Origin of the sequence: Synechococcus sp. M16CYN (assembly GCF_040371545.1) — a bacterium.
Taxonomy (GTDB): Bacteria; Cyanobacteriota; Cyanobacteriia; order PCC-6307; family Cyanobiaceae; genus Parasynechococcus.
Window position 1 is genome coordinate 1,817,110 of sequence record NZ_AP029048.1, and the last position, 21,133, is coordinate 1,838,242.

Sequence of the window (21,133 nt, forward strand, 5' to 3'; positions counted from 1 at the left end):
ACATGGGGTTAGATCGAATCGCTCTGTTAGGAACTAGCGCCGACCCTCCAACTCGGGGGCATCAAGCTCTACTGGAGCAGTTAATCAAGCGATATGACCAAGTTGTCACCTGGGCCAGTGATAATCCTATGAAACAACACGGTGCCTCGCTGCCGGTGCGGACAATGCTACTTAAGGCGTTAGTGGAGCAACTCAACACCAATAATTTGCAACTGGTCCAAGATCTAAGCAGCCCCTTTACCGTGATTACTCTGAACCGCGCCAACCAACGCTGGCCCAAACACGATCTGGCATTCGTGGTGGGGAGTGACTTGGCAGCACAGATTCCCAGCTGGAAAGAGGCTGATCAGTGGCTATGCCGCTGCAAAATTGCCGTTGCTCATCGTCAGGGCTGGCCTCTCAGCGAAACTGTTTTGGCTGAGCTGAGCGCATTTGGCGCATCTGTTGATGTTTTGGATATTGATATACCAGCCAGCGCCAGCTCCGAGCAGCGGCTAGACCCACGATCTGAGAAAGTTCCGACAGCGGTCTGGCCCCTTCTGATCAAGCAGAAGCTTTACGGTCTAGCTCCCAACCTTTGCTGATGCGCCTTGCTCTTGCCCAAATGAATCCGTTAGTGGGTGATTTGCGAGGCAACGCAGAAAAAATACTAACAGCAGCCTTAGACGCCCAGAATCGAGGCGCAGATTTGTTGATTACTCCTGAATTGTCACTATGGGGATACCCACCCCGAGACTTGTTACTTCAACCGGCGCGCATCGCTTTGCAAGATCAAGTGCTTCGGTGGATTACGAGTCAATTAGAAAGTGATCTGATGATTCTAGTTGGGGTAGCCCTACCAATTGGAGACAACCGCACACCGGGTCTTACTAACAGCATTGTGTTAGTGGAACGGCGAGGCTGGCGAGCCGTAGCTCACAAACAACTGTTGCCCAATTATGACGTTTTTGATGAAAGGCGCTACTTTCGCCCAGGTACAGGGCCGAATCTCCTCTTCCTCCCGCATGGCCAGCGACTGGGACTCACCATCTGCGAGGACTTGTGGGTAGACGAGACACTACAGCGAGAACGACTCGCTGGTCCGGATCCCATCGCTCAACTGATCCCAGAACGTCCAAACCTATTACTTAATCTCGCTGCATCACCCTTTGATGTTGATAAACCACTGTTACGCCAAAAACTTGCGGGCGAAGCAGCACGCCGACTAAATTGCCCTGTGGTCTACCTCAATCAGGTAGGTGGAAACGATGAATTAATATTCGATGGTGATAGTTTTGTGATGTCTGCTTCAGGTGAGCGGCTTTTAGAGCTTTCTGCTTGCCATGAACAGCTATCTTTATGGGACAGCTGTTCACGAACAAATGCTCTAAAACAAGCCAAAAAAAATCCCCTAGATCAATTATTTCGCGTCTTGGTACTAGGTGTCCGCGACTACACCAAAAAGTGTGGTTTCCAAAAGGTATTACTTGGTCTCAGTGGCGGAATCGATTCAAGTCTTGTTGCAGTCATTGCAACCGCCGCACTCGGAGCAGATCAGGTATCTGCGTTGCTCATGCCATCCCCATGGAGCTCAACCGGATCCATCAACGATGCCCTAGCACTAGCAAAACGACTAAATCTCCAAACCAATACCCTGCCAATCCAACCGTTGATGGATAGATTCGACACGACCTTAAAGCCTGTGTTTGGGGATAAACCACAAGGGGTGACTGCTGAAAATATGCAATCGCGGATTCGTGGGACGCTGCTGATGGCGGTGGCCAACCAACAAGGACACTTGCTTCTCACTACCGGAAACAAATCAGAGATTGCGGTGGGTTACTGCACCCTCTACGGAGACATGAATGGTGGTCTGGCCGTAATTGGAGATCTTTACAAAACCAGTGTGTTCGCACTTTGTGACTGGCTCGATGGCCCAACTTCTCAGCGTTGTCGGCACGATCATCAATTGCCGGAAAGCGGCGATTTAGTAGGAGAAGCAATTCGTCGAAAATCACCGAGCGCCGAACTGCGACCGGAGCAAAAAGACAGCGACTCTCTACCAGACTACAGCGATCTCGATCCATTGTTGAAGGACCTCATCCAAAAGCGAAGTCAAGGAGAACTATTAACCGCTGCCGGTCACGATCCGGAGCTAGTGAAGCTCGTTCAACAATTACTCAAGCAAGCAGAATTTAAACGAAGGCAGGCTGCGCCGCTGCTCAAAGTAAGTCCCCAAGCTTTTGGAAGTGGCTGGCGGCTGCCGATTGCTTGCTGTTAAGTTAGGTCTAGGAGAAGCGTTCTGCTCAGCCGTTATAGTGTTTTTCGCTTCAGTCAAGAAGAACTAATAACAGTTGGCTGTAGATGCAGCATGTTAGCTGATCATGCAGAGACTTAAGTCCAAAATTGGAATAGGCCTCTGAGTTGGCGACGTCCCTGCCACTATTGGCGCGTAACTCATCAATTGAGATGAGACTTGGGTAACCCATCTAATAGTCAAAGAGTTACAGGCAGAAGGATTCGGCTTTTTTCAAAACGACTTGGTTCCATTTAATTACCTAACACCTCACTGTCTATCTGAAGTTGGTACGGCAGCGTCTCTTCAAAAGAAGGTGCTGTCTCCATGATTTATGAAACAGTGCGATTCAAAGCGATAATATCAACTGTCCTAATTATTGAGCTTGGACATCATTATTTCACTTTAAGGGGTAGTAATGGTCGCCCTAGCGCAGATGGACTTAATCCCTCTCGTAACGCTACCAACAGACCAGCAGCCTCGGCGTAACTGCCCGCGCGCATAACGCCAGAAGACAAACCTAAAGCTTCTGAAGTGACAGAAAGGAGCGACTGGTTAGCCACACTAATGATAGGGACCCTTCGCTCAATACAGGCTAGTATTGACTCCCCACCTAGGGCCCCTTCAGGTACCACCGCAGCACCAAGATTAGAAGCACTAAGGTCTCCCAACTGGGCAGCCTCGCCCTTAATTAAGTCTGGTGCTCGGCTAAGACCCACCAACACACAAGCCAGAAACGTATGGCCGAGCTCCTCAGCTGCAGCTCTGGGGTCTAACTGGAGATTCAGCGATAAGGAAGGCAATGCTGGAGCATGGGCACAAGGAACCTGGAGCTGACGCACCAACAGATGACTGATTACTGCCTCGGCACCCGCCAGAATATCGACGCCGCTGCCTTGGCGGTAGGCTGTTAGCTCCTCGCTATGGTAGTCGCCAGGAAAGCGTGCTACTACGGCTATCGCTGTAGCCCCGGAATCACGTAGTTGTTCACCAGCACGCAATAGAGCATCAGGATGTTCTATTGCACCCCAACTTGCTCCACTCGGGCCGCGATTGAATGTCACGTTTAGGGGCCGATCAGAACGTAAAACTGGTCCAATCTCCAAACCGAGGGTGGCACGGCAGGCGTCTGCCATCTGGATTTGACGCTGGGCTAGTTCCGGTTCGATACCAGCATCTAAGAGCAGCCCGATACGCTGCTGCCGCACAGATCTCAAGCACCAATCACCAACAGCAAAACGATCCAGAGCGTACCCCTCAACATAATGAATCCGGGGATCGTTCCAGTAAAGCGCAGCGCCATTCATCACATTTGGATGGGTGATAAGGCAACCGCTAGCAGCTGCCAATAGGCGAGCACTAGGCAAAGCGTCACCAGCGTAACCCCCGATAGCACAGCCGATCCCCGTGGGTAACACCATCAAACTGGGTAATGGCGCTACATTCATCCGTCATAGACTCCTTCCAACTGTAAAAGACGAGTACCATCTGCAGCCGTAGTTAGGCACGTAATCGCCCAGCGCAGCGGCTCACCGTCTCTTGTAAGCTCGGATCGGACCCATGCACGTAGCTGCGAAACAGAGACATGCTCAGGCCAGATGAGCTTGCGTTGCAGACAACGCAAGCTCATTTTTGGTACTGACCAAATTGAGCGTCATACAATGAGTCCTCTTGGCCAGCCTTAAGCATAAGATCAGTGCGAGGGTAAGAGACGCACAAAAGGGCGTAACCCTGTTCCTGTAGATCTACTTTGACACCCATAGCATCAGGCTGTTCCACCTTTCCAAGGCTAATGACTGCCGAGCAAGTTGTGCAGACACCCGTACAACAAGAGCTAGGCAAGGGGACGTCAGCGGAATCAGCGGCATCCAGCACTGTCTGATCAGCACGACAACGAAATCGGTAGGTTTTACCCTCAAATTCAGCACAGATGGAATAAGTGGGCACGGCTGTTGCAGTGTCGGACATTCTGCAAAGACTTGAGTCTATGTAAGGAATTCTCTCAGGTAGCAGGCGGATTCTGGAATTAACAAACGCAGTTAGAACCTAAAGTCAGGCTTTTTAGCAAGTAGGTCCTAATAGAAAGAATCGTTAACATTAAATACGGGCCAAAACCGACCGACAAATCTGGAGATAAAAGGTTAATTAGGTTTGATTAAGGCCCATGGCATACACAGGTGCAAGACCCATTATCTGCCAAACCAGCGTAGTAAGCCCAATCGCTAGCTAACTGTAATCGCTGTGACGACAGTTAAAAGCGACTGATCACATACAACAGGGAGGGAAAATCAGCCTCCAGCCGCAGCCGAACCACCCACTACTTCCAAGATTTCTTGGGTGATAGCAGCTTGGCGTGCCTTATTGTAATCAAGGGTCAAGGTTTTAGCTAATTCCTTAGCGTTATCGCTAGCGTTATTCATAGCAGTCATTCGGCTGGCTAGTTCGGAAGCCGCAGACTCTTGTAAGCAACGCAACAACTGGTTCTGCAAGTACAGCGGAAGCAAAGCGTTAAGAAGCTGATCAGGGCTTTGCTCGAACACAATGTCAGATGGAATATTTGGTTCGGTATTGACAGGGCCAGCGCCGGGTTCCACCACTAACCGACCATTGTTAGTTGTAAGATTAAAGATTTCGTCCTCGGGATCGGCAATGTTCTGAGGATCTAGAGGAAGCAAGGTTTGAAGAACAGGTTTGCAACTTACCAAATTGATGAATTTGGTAAATACCATTTCCACCCGATCTGTGCCTGATGCCATGAACTCAGCTAGCATGTCACTTGCAATCATGTTTGCTTCATTTGCGGTAGGCACTTGCTCAAGACCAGTGAACTTTGCCTGAATCGGATAGTCTCTGTTGGAAAAGTAATTGATTGCCTTACTACCAATCACAACAAGCTTCACATTGAAGCCCTTGGCCTTTAACTCGGTAAACCGTTGCTCTGTGCGCTTAATGATGCTGTCATTGTAGCCACCACAAAGACCCCGATCCCCAGTGATTGCAGCAAGAGTGATCGTCTCCACATTGCGCTGCTTCAGCAAAGGAGCCTCCGCATCCTCAAAGCGCATCCTAGATTGCATATTTTCAAGAATGCGAACAAGTCGATTCGAAAAGGGACGGCTGCGAAGAACCTGCTCTTGAGCACGACGAACCTTTGCCGCAGCTACGAGACGCATGGCCTCGGTAATCTTGCGGGTATTTTTGACAGATTGAATCCGGTCGCGGATCTCTTTGAGATTTGCCATGTTGTTGGCTGCTCAGTTAGTTGGCCGAAGCGACCATGGTGGACACGACTTCACTAATAGCTTCTTTTAGAAGAGTCTCTGCTTCAGGGCTCATCACTTTCTTCTCCTGAATTTCGTCAATGAAAGCAGGTTTGTTGGACTTCAGATACTCACGCAGTTCGCGAGAGAAATCGACAACTTGATCTACAGGAACTACGTCGATTAAACCCTTGACACCAGCATAAACAATAGCGACTTGTTCAGCCAAGACAAGCGGGCTGAACTGAGGTTGTTTCAACAGCTCGCGCAAACGCTTACCCCGAGAAAGTTGCTGCTGCGTGGCGGCATCCAAATCAGAGGCAAACTGAGAGAAAGCAGCCAATTCATCGAACTGAGCTAATTCAAGCTTCAGGGTGCCGGCGATCTTTTTAATAGCTTTGGTTTGGGCGGCACCGCCGACCCGGCTCACTGAAACGCCTACGTTTATAGCAGGACGCAGGCCGGAGTTGAAGAGATCAGAGCTCAGAAAAATCTGACCATCTGTAATAGAAATCACATTGGTGGGTATATAAGCCGAAACGTCACCTGCCTGAGTTTCAATGATTGGAAGCGCTGTCATCGAACCCTTACCCATCGCATCGGACAGCTTCGCTGCACGCTCCAATAGGCGACTATGGCAATAAAAAACGTCACCGGGGTAAGCTTCACGGCCGGGTGGACGGCGTAGCAGAAGGGACATCTGACGATACGCGGCAGCCTGCTTGGACAAATCGTCATAGATGACCAAGGTGGCTCTGCCCTTGTACATGAAGTACTCGGCGATTGAAGCACCTGTGTAAGGGGCCAAATACTGAAGGGCTGCAGGCTCAGAAGCATTAGCAGCTACAACTACGGTGTAGTCGAGAGCGCCACGCTCACGAAGCACTTCAACAACGTTTGCCACAGAAGCAGCTTTTTGACCCACTGCCACATAAACGCAAATCATATCTTGATCTGCTTGATTCAAAATCGTGTCGATTGCAATGGCGGTTTTGCCCGTCTGACGGTCACCAATAATAAGCTCGCGCTGGCCACGACCGACAGGGATCATCGCATCGATAGCGGTAATGCCAGTCTGCATAGGTTCATGCACTGACTTACGCTGAATAATCCCGGGCGCCATTGATTCAATTAGACGCGTCTCCATGGTGGCAATATCGCCCTTACCGTCAATTGCACGGCCAAGAGAATTGACCACACGACCAAGCATCGTGTCGCCAACAGGCACTGAAGCGATCTTGCCAGTAGCCTTCACCGTGCTTCCTTCCTGAATACCCAAGCCCTCGCCCATTAACACCGCACCAACGTTGTCGTCTTCGAGATTTAGAGCTATCCCTTCAGTACCATCTTCAAACTCGAGGAGCTCACCGGCCATAGCTTGTTGAAGACCGTAAACGCGGGCAATACCGTCACCCACCTGCAAAACGGAACCGACATTGGTAACGGAGACCGATTTATCGTAATCCTCAATCTGCTGCTTGAGGATGGCACTGATCTCGTCAGGACGGATAGAAACCATAGCGTGTGTCCCAGCGGGGTAAAATGAAGAAGAGGGTTGATTAAAGAGGGTGAGTTCAACTTGCCTTAACAAGCGCCAAGCCAAGCCGTCGAACCTGACCAGCCAAGCTGGCATCGATCACCTGGGACCCAAGACTGACGATAAAGCCGCCAACCAAGGAGGAATCTATGCTGAGATCGATATCGACTTTAGATCCTCCAGCCATGGCCTGTACCTTTTTGGAAAGAGCTGCCTGCTGACTTTCAGATAATGCCTGAGCAGAACGAACTTGCGCAAGCGTGATGCCCTGTTGCTCGCGGTAGAGCTCAAGGAAACGACTCATCACCGTCTCGAAAGCCTGAAGACGTTGACGATCTGCTAGTACCTTAAGAAGATTCATCAGCGAGGGGGCGATTTGCTCGGATAGGAGGCTCTGCAAAGCTTTCTTCTTAGAGGTGGACTCCAGAACAGGCGAGGCCATAGCATCACGAAGTTCTGGAGAGCTATTCCAAAGACTCAAAAGTTGCTTGCATTGCTCGGAAACAGTTTGAGATTCACCATGGGCATCGGTGACCTGAAGCAAAGCTTCTGCGTAAGGCGTAGCAAGAGAATTAAGGAGAGGCATCAGGCATTCTCCAGATTGGCAATAATTGAATCGATCAACCGAGATTGATCTGTATCCTCGAGACGAGCTGGAAGATCTATAAGGACTTTATCGATTGCTGCAAGAGCAGCCTCGCGACGCAAAACATCAGCAATACGAAACGCCTCTGCGTCCGCATCAGCAACAGCACCTTGCTTAATAGCAGCCATAGCAGAAATCGTGCGCTTTTCTCCATCAGCTCGGATCACAGCGGCACGCTTTTGACCGTCGAGGCGAATTTGCTCAGCTTTTTGCTGGGCAGCAGCAAGCTCGAACTGAGCTTTACTGAGTTCCTCAGATGCGGTTTTCAAACGCGTTTCAGCATCTTGAAGATCCTGGAGAATAGCTGAGCGACGACGCTTAAGTGTACTTCCAAGGAAACCGCGCAGAAACCAAAACAAAAGGCCAATAACGATTAACAGGTTAACCAAATTGGTCTCGAGAGGATTGAAATTTAGATTCATTAAGCAGCCAACAATCTATCAATGATGGTGGCGCTGAGCTGACTCACCTTGTCTTTGAGTTGAGCTCGCGCAGATTCGCTTTCGGCTTCGATACCTCTCCTGCTCTCTTCCTTAACACGATTGGCTTCAGCTTCAGCCTGAGCTAATGCTTGGCGATAGAGGACATCTACCTCCTTTTCTGCATCAGCGATGATGGACTGAACAGCCTGTCGAGCACCTTTCAACTGTTCAGCTAAATCAGCTTCCAAACGTTCCACCTGAGCAAGCTTCTGCTTGGCATCAGCACGGCTAGTAACAATTAAGCTTTCTCGATCTTCCACGACCTTGCCAACTGGACGAAAGAAGAGAGCATTGAGCAGGAAGGTGAGGACAACTACCTGAACCGCCATAAGCGGAAGGGTGGCATCGAGGTCAAAAAGACCTCCCTCCGGAACACTTGTTTCAGCGAGCAGAAGCCAGGTCATTAAGGAATGCGCTGAGAAAGAATCAGAACTTTGAGTTTTTAGAAAGGGGAGGCTAGGTCCCCCTCAATTTGATTAAGCAAAGGGGTTGGCGAACAAGAGCACCAGAGCAACCACCAAGCCATAGATAGTCAGCGATTCCATGAATGCCAGGGACAACAGCAAAGTGCCGCGGATCTTTCCTTCGGCTTCAGGCTGACGAGCGATGCCTTCAACAGCGCCACCGGACGCGTTGCCCTGACCGATACCAGGGCCTATTGCAGCGAGGCCGACTGCCAGTCCAGCAGCCACAACGGAAGCGGCAGAGGTGATGGAATCCATGTTGGGTGGTATAGGGGGAAGCGCTAAGGAGCGCTGAACTGAATTAAGATGGGGATAGGTTTTCCCTGCGCAAGGACACTCTTTTAGAAAGAAAAAAAGAGAGGGCCCGATGCAATCCGGACCTGCGCTCGGGACGTGTTTAGCAGATCGCCAAGCAATAGCGAAAGGGGTTAAGGCTTAATGAGCCTCATGAAGGCCTTCACCGATGTAGAAGGCGGCCAAGGTCGCAAATATCAGAGCTTGGATGGCACTGGTAAAAAGACCGAGGAGCATTACTGGCATAGGTACTATCAGAGGAACCAAATAGACCAACACTCCTACAGCCAACTCATCGGCAAGAATATTGCCAAACAGGCGAAAAGATAACGAGAGGGGCTTGGTGAATTCTTCAATAATCTTGAACGGAAGCATAATTGGGGTTGGCTCTACGTAAAGCTCAAAGAAACGCAATCCCTTGCGGCTAAGTCCCGCATAAAAATAAGCCAGTGATACCAACAGAGCCATAGCTACTGTTGTATTTATGTCTGAGGTCGGGGCGCCAAGCTCGCCGTCAGGGAGCTCGATGACTTTCCAAGGAATCAGGGCTCCCCCCCAATTACTCACAAATATGAACAAAAATAACGTTCCGATGAATGGAAGCCAGTCACGATAGTACTTCTCACCAATTTGATCTCTGGCCAAATCTCGTATGAAGTCCCAAAGGAACTCAAGCAAGTTCTGCAGACCCGTCGGATCACGCTGCATGCTACGCGTCCCAACGAGCAGAAAGACGAGAAGAGTGCCGACCAAAATCCAAGAACTCAAGAATACCTGACCGTGCAGATACAAACCACCGATCTGCCAGTACAGGTGGTGGCCTACTTCCAATTCGGCAAACGGGAGTGAGAAAGGCATCAAGGCCATGTACGCAGAGATTGTTTAAGTGCCCAGCTTCAGCTGTCGAAGACATGCTGAAGAATCAGGGCGGGCTTGTATAAGAGAAATCCCAGGAAAGTAGGCAACAGATCAAGCTGGGGCAACTTGGCCGCTCCGACTACAAGCAAGATCGGAACTATAAGCTGGGAACGCTCCAGTCCATTTGACTGGTCACTGAGGCGAGCCACGCTGCGGGCAAGGAGACGCACGTACAAAAGTCCGGCGCATGCACCCACAGCAAAACTCCCAGCTACCGACAAGCTTGTGGTGATAGCCACAACTGGGATCGTAACCAAAGACACCAGGACGGTGGCTAGCAGCAGACGGCGCTGAAGACGGTAGAAATCCTCCAAACGTCGCCCGAGACAACACGAGAAATCTATCATGTATTTTTCATAGTTATTCCCTCAACAAAAGAATCTGTCGATCAACAAGGTCTCTCGCCACGCTGATAGAGCCCATATCTACGAGGGCAGCGTCGGGCTGAGTATCTACAGCACGTAGCAAATTTTTGGCCTCAGAGCTAAGCAGTATCGGCTCCATGTTGCGACCGAGAATTGGGTCAGGCTCACCCCATAAGCAAGGCTGGCGAATGGCCCGGGCAGCGGAGAGCTCTGCATCGTTCCAGTATTTCGGTTCGATTTGGGTTTTGGTCAAGAAAAACTCAAAATGACTGATGTCTGGATCAAGTTGTTCAATCAGGGCCCACTGCTGATGAAGATTCAAGGCTTTTGCCCGCTCCAAAAGCTCCCCTTGCAACAGCCGAGCCAGATCCCAAACCTCTGGATTCGAGAACCCTGCAAAATGGAGACCGGCGGTTCTGATGAATGACAACAGGCGATCAAGGTTGTAGCTGGTCTCCTGAGGATGCAGGTACATATCTGCGAAATTGGCATCAGAAGCGCAATCCACAGCCCAACGCCGCTCATGATGACGACGGAGCCGATTCTCCTCAGGCAGCGTCTGAAACAACTGCCGACCCAAGCCAAGAGCTTCTACACTCCTGCCCACGGCAAGAAGGGCCAACGCCTTCTGAATGCGTCGGATTTCCCAACGCCCTGCGTCAGCATATAAGAACAGGTGCAAGATACCTCGCGGGGCCAGGAGGTTAGCAAGAGCACATAGCCCGGCCTGTGGCTCATGCAAGTGGTGCAACACACCCACTGAGTTTATGTAATCGAAAGGCGCCTCTCCGTCCAAATCCAGCAAGCTACGCTGCTCCTGACGCAATGATCGAGCTTGATGACAAGCACCTGATCGTTCTAAACGTTCACGAGCAACCGCCAACGCTCCTGAGCTGATGTCAACCCCTAGTACGTCGGCTCCGGGGTTGAGGTGGCACAAGTAATCGGTGCTGACACCCGTCCCACAACCCGCATCAAGGATGCGCGGGGGTGATTGGTCAAAAGGAATTACGCCGTAGACCGATGCTAACACGCTGTGGTAACACCAACGCCAATTGTATCCAGGAGGAGGCCCATCTTGAATCGGATCTCCTGGAAATGGGAAGCGATCGTAGAACGCCCTCACTGCGGGAGTGGTGGCGTCACCGGGCTGTGACTCTACCATTTGGGAATCCGGCGTATACGCATACCGCCGAGATCTTCATAACAGCGTCAGTAATGCATCTCACGCGCTGCGGGGCCTGCAAACATTTGTTCATAGGTGAGCAAACCAGTGTGTCAGCAGCCGTAACGTGGCGCCATCCGGTTTGCTTCCGCCGATGACAGTGACTGCCAGCAGCGGCAGCCCGCGCGTGTCTCCTCAGTTGTTCAGCACGCTACCGCTTGCCAGTGTTAGTCAAGCCGAACAGCAGGACCGCTTTCCTGACAGTTGTGAGCTCGACACACTTGCAACTTTTTTCCGCAGTGGCCAAGACCGGCTAGAAGCATCACGAATCGTGGCTACCAATGCAGAAGCCATTGTGGCTCGTGCAGCTAATCGAATTTTCGTTGGGGGCACACCGCTGTCTTTTTTGGACGCTCCTCTCTCGACCGGTGAAACGGCTCAGATCAAGGACGCTACCCCCCTTGCTTCTGACCAAGCAGCTTTTGCAGACTCGGTACGCACTTTCACCGGCGCTAGTGACAGCACAAAAAAGGAAAATTTTTTAAGCCGCTTGCTGAGTGGAGCCGGTGGAGGAGATGCGGATGTACGTGTCGTTCTACCGATAGGTTTTAACGCCATAAGTGTCGCCAAGTATGGGCCGGCCTTCATGCGAAAGTCGGTGCGGGACATGGGTTGGTTCTTGCGTTACGTTGACTATGCACTGGTAGCCGGTGACCCCAGCATTCTTGCTGTAAATACTCGTGGCCTCCGTGACATTTTGGAGGCAAATTGCTCTCTAGCTGCCACGAATGTAGCATTACAAGAGATGCGTGCCGCATCGGCATTACTCCTTAAGAATCAACCTACGGCTCGCCAGTTGGTAATCGATTGCTTCAATGTTCTTCTTAAAGAATTAGCCGTACCTACCCCCAGCACTCGCCAACGTCAAGGCAGCAAGGTGCAGCAAGGTTTGCAATTGCCTGCGATTTATGCGCTGGCCGCTGAAGGTAGCCAGCGCTTCGAAATGCGGCCTGGCCTTTCGGGAAGTGAAAAAGCAGAGATTATTCGGGCCGCATATCGGCAAATATTTGAGCGAGATATCGTTAAGGGTTACTCTCAAACACCAGGTTCAGTCGAAGCAAGCCAGGTCGCACAAGGGCAGATCTCCATGCGCGAATTCATTCGCGCCCTCGGTCGCAGTAAAGAGTATCGGCAACAATTTCATGATCGTTTCGTTAACAGTCGTGTTGTCGAGCTCGCTTACCGCCATTTCCTAGGTAGGGGCATTAGCTCTCTTGAAGAATTCAGAAAATCCTTTGCAATTTTGAGTGCACAAGGTTTGAGTGGCTTGGTCGATGTTTTGGTGAATTCTGCCGAGTACGCTCAAAACTTCGGAGAAGAAACAGTTCCCTATCTTAGGGATCTCGGCGAAAACGCCCAGGAGAGTGCCGGTTGGGGCTCCAATCGCAGATTATTTAGCTTTAGCGCGCCGTTCGAAGGTGTTCCTCAATATATCACTCTTTACGCGTCGTATCGCCAGCCTCTTGCGGATCAACATGCTTATGGAGGCAGCAATGATCCAGTCGCCAACCAATACGGAGCCATCTTCCCCAGTAGTACAGCATCGATTCGCACACGTCCAGCACCCTATGGCTACGACAGCCGTCGCTTATTGGTGAGCAATGGCATGGATTCCCCAGGGCAAATGGGTAGCACTCAATTCCGCAACAGCCGCCCACGTAGAGTCGGCCCACGTGTGATTCGATTGCAGCAAATTGCCACAGGTGGCGCAGCTAAACCCCAACGCGGTGGGCAGCCCAGTGTACGCAACACAGAATCCAGTACCCAGGCCGTGATTAATGCCGTTTACATTCAAGTTTTAGGCAACGCTGGCTATTCTGGAGAGCGCTTAAGTTCTGCCGAGGCTCGACTTGAGAATGGGGAAATCTGTTTGCGTGAGTTTGTTCGCAGCATAGCCCGCTCTGATGCTTTCCGTCGTCGCTATTGGAGCGGGCTATATATCACTAAAGCAATCGCGGTTATGCATCGTCGGCTTCTCGGACGTCCGACCTTTGGGCGTTGGGAGATTGATGCTCTATTTGATACGGCCGCACGTGGGGGATTCTACGGCGTAGTCGATGCCCTCGTAAACGGAGGGGAGTACGGGGATTGCTTCGGAGAAGATACCGTTCCATATGAACGGTTTATTACCCCTAGCGACCTAAATATGCGCAGGGTGTCTACATTTAAGCGTGAGGTCAAGCAATTCGGATACGATAAATCCTCGTTTGTATCCGGTAACCGGCCCGATGCAAGTACCTCAAAATTATTCCGCGGAATCGGTGAAATAACGAGAAGAAATCTAACAAGTCAAGAAAAGAGTTCCGGAACAGATTGGTCCAACTTAGCCCAAAGTTTCAGCAAAAGAAGCGAAGATCTACAAGCGAGCCTGCGCCAGATCCGTATTAATAAGCCGATTAAACTTGTCAAACTTCAAAGTCAGAACCAGACTCTGATCGGAATCGACCCGATGGTACGGGCGCTGGCGATCCCTGGAGCTGAGGGTTACCGACTTCGCTCAGGTCTACCAGATCAAATTCAATTTGACCGACCCTGTGATGAAAGCGAATTGATAGTTGCCATCAATGCCACCTATCAACAAATTTTCAACCGCATCCCACTACAAAATGAGCGATTAATTGAAGCAGAATCACGTCTACGTAATGAAGATACCACTTTGAGCGAATTTATTGCTGAAGTGGCCATGAGCGAAACCTTCCAAACTCGTTTATTCAAGATGGCGCCTCTAAGAGCCGCTTCAGCCGCGAGCCTTGCCCTTCTTGGACGAGCTGCCACACCATCTGAAGTGAGGCGTTTTATCACTACGCGTGCACAAGTTGGTCAGCCAAGTGCGATTCGAGAGTTGCTTAAACGGCGCACCGAAGAGAAAACTGTTCCACGCATCGATGGCATGAATACTAATTTTGGTATTGCTCAAGTCACTCTTCAAAGAACTGCGGCACTCTACCGGGGAAACGCCGGCTTAAATCCGCCAATCGACGCAGCAATGTAACATCCGATAATATTTTACCTCCTACCTCAAGATTAAGATATTTAACCCCGTATTTTTATCAATTCCTTATGATCCCCCTTTTCAGGTTTTCTTCGTTAAGGGTTTTCGATAGATGATAACTCTCAATCGAGTATCTGTAGTGAGACGTAGTAAAGAAAGCAAAGGTCTCATTAGCAACACAAAGGCCGTGAAGAACTGTTACCCAGGCAAAATGCAAAGGGTGCTTCCGGCACAGAATGCTTCAGCCGATTCCAAAGGATCACCGCCGCAACTATCCCTGTTGGTCGTTGCGAACAAGTTGTGCTCCTGAAGCTTCGTCATACAGTTTCAGCCTTTGGTCTGAGACTCGATCCTTCGGGATCTTTCCCTTATTCACCGGATGTCGGCCTCCTACGGGTGGTCACTTGCTTCGAGGCAGAACTGCATGAGCATCGTCTCCAACTCGATCATCAACGCGGACGCCGAAGCCCGCTATCTCAGCCCTGGCGAACTCGACCAGATCAAGGCCTTCGTGACCGGCGGTCAACGCCGTCTGCGCGTAGCCCAGATCATGTGTGAGAGTCGTGAGCGCATCGTTAAGCAGGCTGGCGGCCAGCTTTTCCAGAAGCGTCCCGATGTCATTTCTCCTGGAGGCAATGCCTACGGTGAAGAGATGACTGCTACATGCCTGCGTGACATGGATTACTACTTACGCCTAGTGACTTACGGCATCGTTGCTGGCGACGTGACGCCGATCGAAGAGATCGGAGTAATCGGCGCCAAAGAGCTTTACCGCTCCTTGGGCACTCCCCTTGAGGCGATGGCGGAGGCTGTGCGTGAAATGAAGAGTGTCGCCATGGGGCTTCTGACCGGCTCTGATGCCGATGAAGCAGGTACCTATTTTGACTACGTGGTGGGCGCCCTCGCCTAAACACGCTGCTGAATTTTCCTTCACGCTTCCCCCACGGATCTATGCAAGACGCCATCACTAACGTCATCAACAAATCTGATGTCCAAGGCCTGTACTTGGACACGGCTTCAATTAACAACCTCGAATCTTATTTCGCCAGTGGTGAGCTGCGGGTTAGGGCTGCTGCAACTATTAGTGCCAACGCTTCCTCGATTATTCGAGATGCTGTAGCAAAGGCTCTGCTGTACTCAGATATCACGCGTCCTGGTGGAAATATGTACACCACTCGTCGCTATGCGGCTTGTATACGTGATCTGGATTACTACTTGCGTTATTCCACTTATGCCATGCTCGCTGGCGATACCTCGATCCTCGATGAGCGTGTTTTGAATGGCCTCAAGGAAACCTATAACTCTCTCGGGGTTCCTATTGGTGCGACTGTTCAATCCATTCAAGCTATGAAAGAGGTCACCGCAGGTCTTGTCGGTCCCGATGCCGGCAGAGAAATGGGTGTCTACTTTGACTACATCTGTTCCGGCCTAGGCAATTGAAGCCAATGCGGTTGTTCAAGGTTACCGCTTGCATTCCCAGTCCTGAAAAGGTTCGGGCACAGCGAGAACTCCAAAATACCTTCTTCACAAAGTGGGTTCCTTACGAGAGTTGGTTCGCTGAGCAGCAGCGCATTCAAAAGCAAGGGGGTCGCATCATCAAAGTGGAACTTTGCGTTGGAAACCAGCAAGTCAACGTCGGTAATTAATCAGCCATAGCTGTGGCATAGAAGCGCGACTTCTATGGGCTAAGTTTCTTCACGTGTGTTGAATTGATGAGAGGTGTTACCTGAGTGTGATATCTACTAAAGCTTTAAGATCAGGGTAAATTACCTTAGAATTTGCCCCCAACCACAAAATGTATTCATGGTTTCCGGCTGGACCAGTAATGGGCGATGCAACAATTCCTTGGGGATACCAGTCGATCAACGCCGCAGCCGCGATAACTGACTCAAGGGCATCTACATGTGCGTTTGGGTCGCGCACTACACCACCATGGTTCACATGATTACGGCCTACTTCAAATTGAGGTTTTACAAGAACAAAAGCTTCAGCATCACGACTCTGAAGCAGACGGCGTATCGCTGGGAGGATCAGACGTAATGAAATAAATGACACATCAGTGACCGCTAAAGTCGGAATAGGATCCCTTTCTCCGTACAACCCCTCCGGCTGCAAATAACGTAGATTCGTTTTTTCCCGCAACACCACGCGATTATCGGTGCGTAAGCTCCAAGCAGTTTGACCATAACCGACATCCACGCCGTAAACGCGTGCGGCGCCATGTTGCAACAAACAATCAGTGAATCCACCTGTGGAGATTCCGCCATCCAGACAGACGCGATTGTTTACTGAAATTGGGAAAGCTTGTAGGCCCGCGAGTAATTTTTCACCACCGCGCGACACAAATCTCAGTGGCTGCTTCACTGAAAGTTCCAGGGTTTGCTTTACTTCATGGCCTGGTTTATCCAGCACGGTTCCTGATCCATCGCGGACCTTGCCAGCGCGAATCAACTGCTGTGCCTGTTTTCGGGATGCGGCAAGACCACGGTCTACGAGTTCCAGATCAAGTCGATGTTTCGGTGTCATTTCGCGATAGATGAAGATTGGATCCCAAAGAAAACAAGATATCTATTGCTCAAATCGCAATCCACCGAGAGGATCTCTGCCAATTGACCGCTAGGATGTGTCTGAGCGCCGCCCCCAACTCACTCAGGTGGTCCCTTTCCTACGGCCGGGCGCATTTGTGATGCTGGAGAACCAACCTTCTGATCTTCCCCCATTTCAAGTTCTACATTGCAGAGGGGGACGTTGTTGGGTCAGACAACAGACTTGGGGGCGACATGTTCAGTGGGAGGTTGATCATGGGCGCTTACGGACCGCTTAAGTTTACCTTTAGCTCATTCACATGCGAGCAAAAGGGATAGTTCTTTGTAGGACTAAGTCAGCGTTTGGCTAGGAATTAGCAGCGATGTGGATCAACGGGTCACCGATAAATACTAAAAATTCATTGACGCAATTCCAATGCCCCAATTTCACTTTGAGTCCCATCAGTGGGTGAAGCAAGGGGTTGGGTTTCCACAATGTCTGATGCCTCTTTCTTGGCAGCTTTGGCCCGCGGAAGCAAGACTCCTTGTAGGACTTGCTGCCTTCTGGAGTGTGGCCGGGCTGGTGATTCTAGCCTCTGCTAGTTGGTGGGTCGCCCAAAGGGAAATGGGTGATGGTGCGTTCTACATCAAACGTCAGATAATCTGGCTAATTGCCGGCTGGAGTGTGCTCGGCATCACAGTGAGAATCAACCTGCGGTGCCTGCTGCAATGGTCTGGCCCCGGCCTATGGGTAGGTCTCATTTTGATTGCTGCTACCTTGACGATGGGAACCACCGTGAATGGCGCTAGCCGTTGGCTTGTAGTTGGTCCGCTGCAAGTTCAACCATCCGAATTGGTAAAACCATTTGTCGTCTTACAGGCCGCCAATGTGTTTGCGCAGTGGACATGGATGAAGATTGACCAGAAATTGCTTTGGCTGGCCAGCTTCTGCGGGCTCCTTTTACTCACCCTGAAGCAACCGGATCTATCTACGGCTGCTCTGATGGGTCTTACACTGTGGATGATGGCTCTTGCTACTGGCCTACGCTGGCGAAGTCTCCTCGGAATAGCTTTTGCTGGCGGATCTCTCGGCACCAGCAGCATTTTAATCAACGAATACCAACGTCTCCGCGTTTTATCGTTTCTAGATCCGTGGAAAGACCCCACTGGCGATGGTTACCAATTAATTCAGAGCCTGCTCGCAATCGGATCTGGAGGAGTGATGGGCCAGGGTTATGGGCTTTCAACACAAAAACTTCAGTACTTGCCGATTCAAAGCACCGATTTCATATATGCCGTCTTTGCTGAAGAATTTGGCTTTATAGGTTCGATGATGTTGCTGGTGTTCCTAATGATAATCACTTGGGTTGGATTACGGGTAGCACTTCGTTGCCGTGGTGCCCGAGCACAGCTTGTATCCATAGGCTGCTGCGCAATTTTAATAAGTCAATCTATGCTCAACATCGCTGTGGCGTCGGGAGCCATGCCTACCACAGGGCTACCTTTACCGCTAATCAGCTACGGCGGGAATTCTCTTATGTCTAGCCTCGTTATCCTTGGGCTGCTAATTCGCTGTTCCTTGGAGTCAACGGGGTTAATTGGCGGACGCTCGATAAGCCTATCCAAGTCGATTCGGCGGAAAAGCTAAGCCATAACCCTGTCGGAAAATGTTTATGCAGTCCAATCACAACGTCACGAGCCTAGATAGGCTCACTTGCCTTGGCAGCTATCTGTGGACTCCTTGCTGTTCTCCGATCTGGCCCAACGCAGTGAAGCATTATTAAGCAACGCTCTAACTGATCCTGGTCCATTCACGTTGGCATTGGCCTTTGGGGGAGGTGCACTAACCAGCCTTGGTCCCTGTTCACTCTCGCTTCTCCCAGTGACATTGGCCTACCTAGCAGGTTTCGAAGATAGTGGTGCTCCATGGCAACGCAGTGCGGCTTTTTGCTGTGGAATTGTCGGCGCCCTTGTAGTTCTAGGAAGTCTAAGTGGCTTACTTGGACGTGTTTACGGTCAGACGCCAGCCCTGGTGCCCAGCCTAGTAGCAGTCTTATCGGTGGTCATGGGACTTAATCTGTTGGGTCTGTTGCGCATTCCCTTGCCAGCAGGACCGGATCCCAATAGCTGGCGCACTAAAGTCCCGGTCCCCTTAGCACCGGTTGCTACAGGTTTGGCTTTCGGTATCGCAGCGTCACCCTGTACGACTCCGGTAGTTGCTGTATTGCTCGGCTGGGTTGCTCAAAGTGGCCGGCCTCTTATAGGTGTAGTTTTGTTGACAAGTTTTGGCATGGGTCAAGTTATGCCTCTACTTATCGCAGGTACTTTTGCTGCCAGCGTTCCAAAACTTTTAGGACTTCGATCGATTAGCCGCTGGGTACCTCCTCTGAGTGGAGTCATACTGCTCACCACCGGATTAATTACTCTAATCGCGCGCTGGAGCTGATGGGACGATTTGTTGCTTGGCTCTCAGATCTACGGGTAGCGATTGTATTGCTTTTATTAATCGCGCTATCTAGTGCCATTGGCACAGCTATTCCTCAGGGTGATGCTCCACGCAGCTACATCGAGGCTTACACAGACACACCCTGGCTTGGACTGCTTCACGGCGAGCAGGTACTACAACTTCAGCTCGACCATATTTATTCCAGCGTTTGGTTTCTCGCCCTTCTTACTTGGTTAGGACTGACTCTCATTTTATGCAGTTGGCGACGACAGTGGCCAGCGTTACAGGCTGCACGAACATGGATCGACTATCACACACCGCGCCAACTCAGCAAACTCACTATTGCTGAAAGTCTTTCCTGTGCAGATCCTTCATCAGCCCTCCATTCGCTCTCAACCACTTTGAGCCGTCGAGGCTGGTTAATGCAAAGCACAGGCAATCGCTTCGCTGCCCGCAAAGGCACAGCCGGCCGGGTTGGCCCATTACTGGTGCATACCGGTCTGATCTTGCTGATGCTTGGTGCCACTTGGGGCGTATTAGCCGGCAAACGTTTAGAGAAGTTCCTCGCCCCCGGTCGTACTCTCAACTTGCTCAACCGTACAGGAGAGGTCCAAGTATCAATCCTCCTTGAAGCTTTTCAGGTAGATCGTGACCCTACGGGTCGTCCTGAACAATTCAGATCCAGGTTGCACCTAGAAGAGAATGGCGCAGCTTTAGAATACGAAATCAGCGTAAACCATCCGCTGCGTCACCGAGGCATCACTATCTATCAAGCAGATTGGTCTTTAGCAGCCATCACCCTGCAAATCGGTCGCAGTCCACAGTTACAGCTCCCTCTAAGAAATTTTCCTGAGCTCGGCAATCAAATCTGGGGCTTAATATTGCCGGCTTGGAAGGATGGCGATGGACCTATATTTCTAAGTATTGAGAATGAACAAGGCCCGATCAACATTTTTGATACAGATGGGACTCTGTTAACTTTGTTATGGCCTGGAGGGCCATCGGTGAATGTAAAAGGGCTACCCATCCGCGTGAGCTCGATTCTCCCAGCCAGTGGCCTACTACTCAAACGTGATCCAGGCGTACCCTTGGTATACCTCGGGTTTGCGGTGATGATCGTTGGTGGAGGGCTGAGTCTTATAGCAACTCGCCAAATCTGGGCCATCGCCAGTGATGGGCAATTGCATGTGGGCGGTCTTTGCAATCGTAACCTTGCTGCCTTTGCTAACGAAATACCGAACCTTCTCAAGGAAACGGCTCTGGCTAATCAACAGGGTTGACGGTTGCCATAACTGACACGAACCACAGTGTGAACGTTACCGCGAGGGTTGAAATCGGCCTCCAACTGCATCCAGACAGGGGAACAGGCAGTCACTAGGTCATCGAGAATTTGATTAGTGACCTCCTCATGAGAAATTGACCGATCTCGATAGCTGTTTACATAGAGCTTGATTGCCTTAAGCTCCACCACACGAGGACCAGGCTGATAAACGAGCCGAAGAATCGCAAAATCTGGGTAATTAGAAAATGGACATTTACAAGTGAACTCAGGCAGCTCGATCTTGACTTCGTAAGGGCGACCAGGGCGAGGATTGTCGAAACAAATCAGCTCAGCTTCATCGATAGCCCTTTGTCCATAAAGCGGAGTATAGGTCTGTTGATTAGATGCGTTTGCAGTCAATGGCCTAAGAATTTCTGCCTGAA

Annotated in this window: 27 protein-coding genes; 12 read left to right on the forward strand and 15 right to left on the reverse strand. The window is 50.7% G+C overall.

Annotated elements, in window-relative coordinates; genetic code table 11:
* The first annotated feature begins 2 nt into the window (after positions 1–2).
* Entirely contained in the window at positions 3–584 is a 582-nt protein-coding gene (locus ABWV55_RS08690; protein WP_353291664.1) for a nicotinate-nucleotide adenylyltransferase, read from the forward strand.
* The gene (locus ABWV55_RS08695; protein WP_353291665.1) at positions 584–2,260 is read left to right on the forward strand and encodes an NAD+ synthase; all 1,677 of its coding nucleotides are present in this window, start codon (positions 584–586) and stop codon (positions 2,258–2,260) included. Before ABWV55_RS08690 ends, ABWV55_RS08695 begins: the two co-directional genes overlap by 1 nt.
* A gap of 49 nt (positions 2,261–2,309) precedes the next feature.
* Here the strand turns inward: ABWV55_RS08695 and ABWV55_RS08700 are convergent, their stop codons facing one another.
* From ABWV55_RS08700 to ABWV55_RS08760, 13 genes are all read right to left on the reverse strand, one after another.
* Complete coding sequence (locus ABWV55_RS08700; RefSeq protein WP_353291666.1) at positions 2,310–2,468, reverse strand: hypothetical protein; 159 nt, start codon at positions 2,466–2,468, stop codon at positions 2,310–2,312.
* 202 nt (positions 2,469–2,670) lie between these two features.
* Complete coding sequence (locus ABWV55_RS08705; protein WP_353291667.1) at positions 2,671–3,723, reverse strand: DUF3326 domain-containing protein; 1,053 nt, start codon at positions 3,721–3,723, stop codon at positions 2,671–2,673.
* On the reverse strand, positions 3,720–3,905 hold the full coding sequence (locus ABWV55_RS08710) for a hypothetical protein (RefSeq protein ID WP_353291668.1): 186 nt from the start codon (positions 3,903–3,905) through the stop codon (positions 3,720–3,722). Before ABWV55_RS08710 ends, ABWV55_RS08705 begins: the two co-directional genes overlap by 4 nt.
* Positions 3,902–4,243 (reverse strand): 2Fe-2S iron-sulfur cluster binding domain-containing protein, encoded by a 342-nt coding sequence (locus tag ABWV55_RS08715; RefSeq protein WP_353291669.1) that lies wholly within the window; start codon positions 4,241–4,243, stop codon positions 3,902–3,904. Before ABWV55_RS08715 ends, ABWV55_RS08710 begins: the two co-directional genes overlap by 4 nt.
* 320 nt (positions 4,244–4,563) lie before the next feature.
* On the reverse strand, positions 4,564–5,517 hold the full coding sequence (locus ABWV55_RS08720) for a F0F1 ATP synthase subunit gamma (RefSeq protein ID WP_353291670.1): 954 nt from the start codon (positions 5,515–5,517) through the stop codon (positions 4,564–4,566).
* Positions 5,518–5,533: 16 nt separating this feature from the next.
* The gene (gene atpA / locus ABWV55_RS08725) at positions 5,534–7,054 is read right to left on the reverse strand and encodes a F0F1 ATP synthase subunit alpha (protein WP_353292721.1); all 1,521 of its coding nucleotides are present in this window, start codon (positions 7,052–7,054) and stop codon (positions 5,534–5,536) included.
* A gap of 55 nt (positions 7,055–7,109) precedes the next feature.
* The gene (atpH, locus tag ABWV55_RS08730; protein WP_353291671.1) at positions 7,110–7,658 is read right to left on the reverse strand and encodes an ATP synthase F1 subunit delta; all 549 of its coding nucleotides are present in this window, start codon (positions 7,656–7,658) and stop codon (positions 7,110–7,112) included.
* Positions 7,658–8,140 carry a F0F1 ATP synthase subunit B gene (locus ABWV55_RS08735; RefSeq protein ID WP_353291672.1) on the reverse strand — a complete coding sequence of 161 codons (483 nt, stop codon included), beginning with the start codon at positions 8,138–8,140 and terminating at the stop codon, positions 7,658–7,660. Before ABWV55_RS08735 ends, atpH begins: the two co-directional genes overlap by 1 nt.
* Positions 8,140–8,604, reverse strand: coding sequence for a F0F1 ATP synthase subunit B' (locus tag ABWV55_RS08740; RefSeq protein ID WP_353291673.1), 465 nt, complete (start codon positions 8,602–8,604; stop codon positions 8,140–8,142). Before ABWV55_RS08740 ends, ABWV55_RS08735 begins: the two co-directional genes overlap by 1 nt.
* Before the next feature lie 72 nt (positions 8,605–8,676).
* Positions 8,677–8,922, reverse strand: a complete 246-nt coding sequence (gene atpE, locus ABWV55_RS08745; RefSeq protein ID WP_353291674.1) for an ATP synthase F0 subunit C — start codon at positions 8,920–8,922, stop codon at positions 8,677–8,679.
* A 177-nt stretch (positions 8,923–9,099) separates the two neighbouring features.
* The gene (atpB, locus tag ABWV55_RS08750; RefSeq protein WP_353291675.1) at positions 9,100–9,825 is read right to left on the reverse strand and encodes a F0F1 ATP synthase subunit A; all 726 of its coding nucleotides are present in this window, start codon (positions 9,823–9,825) and stop codon (positions 9,100–9,102) included.
* 29 nt (positions 9,826–9,854) lie between these two features.
* Positions 9,855–10,190 (reverse strand): hypothetical protein, encoded by a 336-nt coding sequence (locus ABWV55_RS08755; RefSeq protein ID WP_353292722.1) that lies wholly within the window; start codon positions 10,188–10,190, stop codon positions 9,855–9,857.
* Positions 10,191–10,236: 46 nt separating this feature from the next.
* Positions 10,237–11,406 carry a class I SAM-dependent methyltransferase gene (locus ABWV55_RS08760; protein WP_353291676.1) on the reverse strand — a complete coding sequence of 390 codons (1,170 nt, stop codon included), beginning with the start codon at positions 11,404–11,406 and terminating at the stop codon, positions 10,237–10,239.
* Between ABWV55_RS08760 and ABWV55_RS08765 the strand changes: the two genes are divergently transcribed.
* The 6 genes from ABWV55_RS08765 to ABWV55_RS08790 all read left to right on the forward strand — a co-directional run bounded on the left by ABWV55_RS08765 (position 11,340) and on the right by ABWV55_RS08790 (position 16,104).
* On the forward strand, positions 11,340–11,564 hold the full coding sequence (locus ABWV55_RS08765) for a hypothetical protein (RefSeq protein WP_353292809.1): 225 nt from the start codon (positions 11,340–11,342) through the stop codon (positions 11,562–11,564). The genes ABWV55_RS08760 and ABWV55_RS08765 overlap by 67 nt on opposite strands.
* Positions 11,561–14,458, forward strand: a complete 2,898-nt coding sequence (locus ABWV55_RS08770) for a phycobilisome rod-core linker polypeptide (RefSeq protein WP_353292723.1) — start codon at positions 11,561–11,563, stop codon at positions 14,456–14,458. The genes ABWV55_RS08765 and ABWV55_RS08770 overlap by 4 nt, the downstream gene beginning before the upstream one ends.
* Positions 14,459–14,758: 300 nt before the next feature.
* Positions 14,759–15,016 (forward strand): hypothetical protein, encoded by a 258-nt coding sequence (locus ABWV55_RS08775; RefSeq protein ID WP_353291677.1) that lies wholly within the window; start codon positions 14,759–14,761, stop codon positions 15,014–15,016.
* Positions 14,907–15,368: an allophycocyanin gene (locus tag ABWV55_RS08780; protein ID WP_353292724.1), complete on the forward strand. Its 462-nt coding sequence runs from the start codon at positions 14,907–14,909 to the stop codon at positions 15,366–15,368. Before ABWV55_RS08775 ends, ABWV55_RS08780 begins: the two co-directional genes overlap by 110 nt.
* A 41-nt stretch (positions 15,369–15,409) precedes the next feature.
* A complete protein-coding gene (apcB, locus tag ABWV55_RS08785) occupies positions 15,410–15,898 on the forward strand; it encodes an allophycocyanin subunit beta (RefSeq protein WP_353291678.1) in 489 nt (162 codons plus the stop codon).
* A gap of 5 nt (positions 15,899–15,903) precedes the next feature.
* Entirely contained in the window at positions 15,904–16,104 is a 201-nt protein-coding gene (locus ABWV55_RS08790; protein WP_353291679.1) for a phycobilisome linker polypeptide, read from the forward strand.
* Positions 16,105–16,180: 76 nt separating this feature from the next.
* Here the strand turns inward: ABWV55_RS08790 and ABWV55_RS08795 are convergent, their stop codons facing one another.
* Positions 16,181–16,984 (reverse strand): TlyA family RNA methyltransferase, encoded by an 804-nt coding sequence (locus tag ABWV55_RS08795; protein ID WP_353291680.1) that lies wholly within the window; start codon positions 16,982–16,984, stop codon positions 16,181–16,183.
* Between the two features lie 97 nt (positions 16,985–17,081).
* On the opposite strand from ABWV55_RS08795, the gene ABWV55_RS08800 reads away from it, so the two are divergent.
* The 4 genes from ABWV55_RS08800 to ABWV55_RS08815 all read left to right on the forward strand — a co-directional run bounded on the left by ABWV55_RS08800 (position 17,082) and on the right by ABWV55_RS08815 (position 20,709).
* Positions 17,082–17,282 (forward strand): hypothetical protein, encoded by a 201-nt coding sequence (locus tag ABWV55_RS08800; RefSeq protein ID WP_353291681.1) that lies wholly within the window; start codon positions 17,082–17,084, stop codon positions 17,280–17,282.
* 203 nt (positions 17,283–17,485) lie between these two features.
* Complete coding sequence (locus ABWV55_RS08805; RefSeq protein WP_353292725.1) at positions 17,486–18,631, forward strand: FtsW/RodA/SpoVE family cell cycle protein; 1,146 nt, start codon at positions 17,486–17,488, stop codon at positions 18,629–18,631.
* A gap of 84 nt (positions 18,632–18,715) precedes the next feature.
* Positions 18,716–19,429, forward strand: coding sequence for a cytochrome c biogenesis protein CcdA (locus ABWV55_RS08810; RefSeq protein ID WP_353291682.1), 714 nt, complete (start codon positions 18,716–18,718; stop codon positions 19,427–19,429).
* Complete coding sequence (locus ABWV55_RS08815; RefSeq protein WP_353291683.1) at positions 19,429–20,709, forward strand: cytochrome c biogenesis protein ResB; 1,281 nt, start codon at positions 19,429–19,431, stop codon at positions 20,707–20,709. Before ABWV55_RS08810 ends, ABWV55_RS08815 begins: the two co-directional genes overlap by 1 nt.
* Here ABWV55_RS08815 and queF read toward each other — a convergent pair.
* Positions 20,697–21,110 (reverse strand): preQ(1) synthase, encoded by a 414-nt coding sequence (gene queF, locus ABWV55_RS08820; protein WP_353291684.1) that lies wholly within the window; start codon positions 21,108–21,110, stop codon positions 20,697–20,699. The genes ABWV55_RS08815 and queF overlap by 13 nt on opposite strands.
* Positions 21,111–21,133: the final 23 nt, after the last annotated feature.

What these genes read in the sequence shown, in the direction of transcription:
- ABWV55_RS08690 (WP_353291664.1), top strand. Translation starts at nt 3, where the DNA reads ATGGGGTTAGATCGAATCGCTCTGTTAGGAACTAGCGCCGACCCTCCA.
- ABWV55_RS08695 (WP_353291665.1), top strand. Translation starts at nt 584, where the DNA reads ATGCGCCTTGCTCTTGCCCAAATGAATCCGTTAGTGGGTGATTTGCGA.
- ABWV55_RS08700 (WP_353291666.1), bottom strand. Translation starts at nt 2,468, where the DNA reads ATGGGTTACCCAAGTCTCATCTCAATTGATGAGTTACGCGCCAATAGT.
- ABWV55_RS08705 (WP_353291667.1), bottom strand. Translation starts at nt 3,723, where the DNA reads ATGAATGTAGCGCCATTACCCAGTTTGATGGTGTTACCCACGGGGATC.
- ABWV55_RS08710 (WP_353291668.1), bottom strand. Translation starts at nt 3,905, where the DNA reads ATGAGCTTGCGTTGTCTGCAACGCAAGCTCATCTGGCCTGAGCATGTC.
- ABWV55_RS08715 (WP_353291669.1), bottom strand. Translation starts at nt 4,243, where the DNA reads ATGTCCGACACTGCAACAGCCGTGCCCACTTATTCCATCTGTGCTGAA.
- ABWV55_RS08720 (WP_353291670.1), bottom strand. Translation starts at nt 5,517, where the DNA reads ATGGCAAATCTCAAAGAGATCCGCGACCGGATTCAATCTGTCAAAAAT.
- atpA (WP_353292721.1), bottom strand. Translation starts at nt 7,054, where the DNA reads ATGGTTTCTATCCGTCCTGACGAGATCAGTGCCATCCTCAAGCAGCAG.
- atpH (WP_353291671.1), bottom strand. Translation starts at nt 7,658, where the DNA reads ATGCCTCTCCTTAATTCTCTTGCTACGCCTTACGCAGAAGCTTTGCTT.
- ABWV55_RS08735 (WP_353291672.1), bottom strand. Translation starts at nt 8,140, where the DNA reads ATGAATCTAAATTTCAATCCTCTCGAGACCAATTTGGTTAACCTGTTA.
- ABWV55_RS08740 (WP_353291673.1), bottom strand. Translation starts at nt 8,604, where the DNA reads ATGACCTGGCTTCTGCTCGCTGAAACAAGTGTTCCGGAGGGAGGTCTT.
- atpE (WP_353291674.1), bottom strand. Translation starts at nt 8,922, where the DNA reads ATGGATTCCATCACCTCTGCCGCTTCCGTTGTGGCTGCTGGACTGGCA.
- atpB (WP_353291675.1), bottom strand. Translation starts at nt 9,825, where the DNA reads ATGGCCTTGATGCCTTTCTCACTCCCGTTTGCCGAATTGGAAGTAGGC.
- ABWV55_RS08765 (WP_353292809.1), top strand. Translation starts at nt 11,340, where the DNA reads ATGGGAAGCGATCGTAGAACGCCCTCACTGCGGGAGTGGTGGCGTCAC.
- ABWV55_RS08760 (WP_353291676.1), bottom strand. Translation starts at nt 11,406, where the DNA reads ATGGTAGAGTCACAGCCCGGTGACGCCACCACTCCCGCAGTGAGGGCG.
- ABWV55_RS08770 (WP_353292723.1), top strand. Translation starts at nt 11,561, where the DNA reads ATGACAGTGACTGCCAGCAGCGGCAGCCCGCGCGTGTCTCCTCAGTTG.
- apcB (WP_353291678.1), top strand. Translation starts at nt 15,410, where the DNA reads ATGCAAGACGCCATCACTAACGTCATCAACAAATCTGATGTCCAAGGC.
- ABWV55_RS08790 (WP_353291679.1), top strand. Translation starts at nt 15,904, where the DNA reads ATGCGGTTGTTCAAGGTTACCGCTTGCATTCCCAGTCCTGAAAAGGTT.
- ABWV55_RS08795 (WP_353291680.1), bottom strand. Translation starts at nt 16,984, where the DNA reads ATGACACCGAAACATCGACTTGATCTGGAACTCGTAGACCGTGGTCTT.
- ABWV55_RS08805 (WP_353292725.1), top strand. Translation starts at nt 17,486, where the DNA reads ATGCCTCTTTCTTGGCAGCTTTGGCCCGCGGAAGCAAGACTCCTTGTA.
- ABWV55_RS08815 (WP_353291683.1), top strand. Translation starts at nt 19,429, where the DNA reads ATGGGACGATTTGTTGCTTGGCTCTCAGATCTACGGGTAGCGATTGTA.